A 2,500-nucleotide genomic window follows, 5' to 3' on the forward strand; every position below is an offset into this window, starting at 1 on the left:
CGCATATTGACGATGATCTGCTCTCATGCCCCCCCGATATTGCGACGGCCATCGCTGCGGGCGAAGGTCCAGCCTGTGTCTTTTCGACAGCGGGCGGTGCCGTCCGGGGGGATTGTACTGGCTGGGCCGCGAAGGGGGCGCCTGACCAGGGCCGCCGATGCGCTGATGGCCGGGGCTAAGTGAAACGCCTGCGATTGCTCAGCCGCGATTGGGCGCGCTGTGATGGTCGTGAGACCTGCCCTGGCACGCCGAGCCGGGGCAACAATCGCCCTCTGGCGAGGTTACATCTCTGGGCCACGGGTGAACGCCCCTGACCTGTCGAGAGCAGCGAGGTTTCATAAATCTGGGGGGTTTTGATGATCGTTTAGAGAGATACTATCATTTGAGGTTTTTACTAGGTTTGGCGGCGACCTACTCTCCCACGTCTTAAGACGCAGTACCATTGGCGCGACAGCGCTTAACGGCCGGGTTCGGGATGGGACCGGGTGTTTCGCTTGTGCTATGACCACCAAACCGAGAAAAAACCTCTAACGTCCAAGTCAAGTTATCTAATGATGTGTATGCTTCTGATTTGTCCGTAACAGTCTGGCTATTACTGGATCAAATCAAGCCTATCGAGCAATTAGTACCAGTCAACTGAACACATTACTGTGCTTACATCTCTGGCCTATCGACGTGGTGGTCTACCACGGCTCTCAGGGATACCTTGTTTTGAGGGGGGCTTCCCGCTTAGATGCCTTCAGCGGTTATCCTGTCCGAACATAGCTACCCTGCACTGCGGCTGGCGCCACAACAGGTCCACCAGTGGTTCGTTCACCCCGGTCCTCTCGTACTAGGGGCAACTCCTCTCAAGTATCCTACACCCACGGCAGATAGGGACCGAACTGTCTCACGACGTTCTAAACCCAGCTCACGTACCTCTTTAAACGGCGAACAGCCGTACCCTTGGGACCTGCTCCAGCCCCAGGATGAGATGAGCCGACATCGAGGTGCCAAACACTGCCGTCGATATGGACTCTTGGGCAGTATCAGCCTGTTATCCCCGGCGTACCTTTTATCCGTTGAGCGATGGCCCTCCCACTTGGGACCACCGGATCACTATGGCCGTCTTTCGACTCTGCTCGACTTGTCAGTCTCGCAGTCAGGCTGGCTTCTGCCATTGCACTCAACGAGCGATTTCCGACCGCTCTGAGCCAACCTTCGCGCGCCTCCGTTACGCTTTAGGAGGCGACCGCCCCAGTCAAACTACCCGCCACGCAGGGTCCCGGATCCGGATAACGGACCGCGGTTAGACATCAAGAGTGCGAAGGGTGGTATCTCAAGGGAGGCTCCACAGAAACTAGCGTTCCTGCTTCAAAGCCCACCACCTATCCTGCACATCACAATCCTGATGCCAGTGCGAAGCTGTAGTAAAGGTGCACGGGGTCTTTCCGTCTAACCGCGGGAAACCTGCATCTTGACAGGTAATTCAATTTCGCTGAGTCTATGTTGGAGACAGCGGGGAAGTCGTTACGCCATTCGTGCAGGTCGGAACTTACCCGACAAGGAATTTCGCTACCTTAGGACCGTTATAGTTACGGCCGCCGTTTACCTGGGCTTCAATTCAGAGCTCTCACCCCTCCTTTTAACCTTCAGGCACCGGGCAGGCGTCAGACCCTATACGTCGTCTTGCGACTTCGCAGAGCCCTGTGTTTTTAGTAAACAGTCGCCACCCCCTGGTTTGTGCCCCCAGCCTCCAGTTGCCTGGAAACCGGGCCTCCTTCTCGCGAACTTACGGAGGTATTTTGCCGAGTTCCTTCAACATAGTTCTCTCAAGCGCCTTGGTATTCTCTACCAGTCCACCTGTGTTGGTTTAGGGTACGATCTAGCGGAAGAGCTATTTCCAGGAACCTCTAAGCAGCCCATTCAATCCGATAAGGATGAACTACCCTCGAGATCCGTCACTTCTTCCTGGCCCAGGAATATTAACCTGGTTCCCATCGACTACGCCTTTCGGCCTCGCCTTAGGGGTCGGCTTACCCTGCTCAGATTAGCTTTAAGCAGGAACCCTTGGACTTTCGGCGAGAGTGTCTCTCACACTCTTTGTCGCTACTCATGTCATCATTCTCACTAGTGATCTCTCCACCGGATGGCTCACGCCCCGGCTTCATCGAAAGCTCCTTGTCTCCGTAACGACCGAAGTCGCTAAAGAGACATGGAACTATGTCACACTACGCTCTGCTACCATGCCTTACGGCATCCTAAGCTTCGGCTCATGGCTTGAGCCCCGTTACATCTTCGCCGCAGGACAACTTATTTAGACCAGTGAGCTGTTACGCTATCTTTAAAGGATGGCTGCTTCTAAGCCAACCTCCTGGTTGTTTTGGTCGTCCCACCTGCTTTCCCACTTAGCCATGAATTGGGGGCCTTAGCTGTAGGTCAGGGTTGTTTCCCTCTCGACTACGGACGTTAGCATTCGCAGTCTGTCTGCCATCTAGTACTCCTCGGTATTCGGAGTTTG

General features: G+C 55.0%; 2 rRNA genes (1 of these 2 cut by a window edge). Both read right to left on the bottom strand.

Annotated elements, in window-relative coordinates:
* Window positions 1-398: 398 nt before the first annotated feature.
* Window positions 399-513, bottom strand: a 5S ribosomal RNA gene (gene rrf, locus BUB78_RS16830).
* A gap of 88 nt (window positions 514-601) precedes the next feature.
* Window positions 602-2,500 (bottom strand): 23S ribosomal RNA (locus BUB78_RS16835); it runs 930 nt beyond the window's last position.

Source organism: Roseovarius marisflavi, from assembly GCF_900142625.1.
GTDB lineage: Bacteria > Pseudomonadota > Alphaproteobacteria > Rhodobacterales > Rhodobacteraceae > Roseovarius > Roseovarius marisflavi.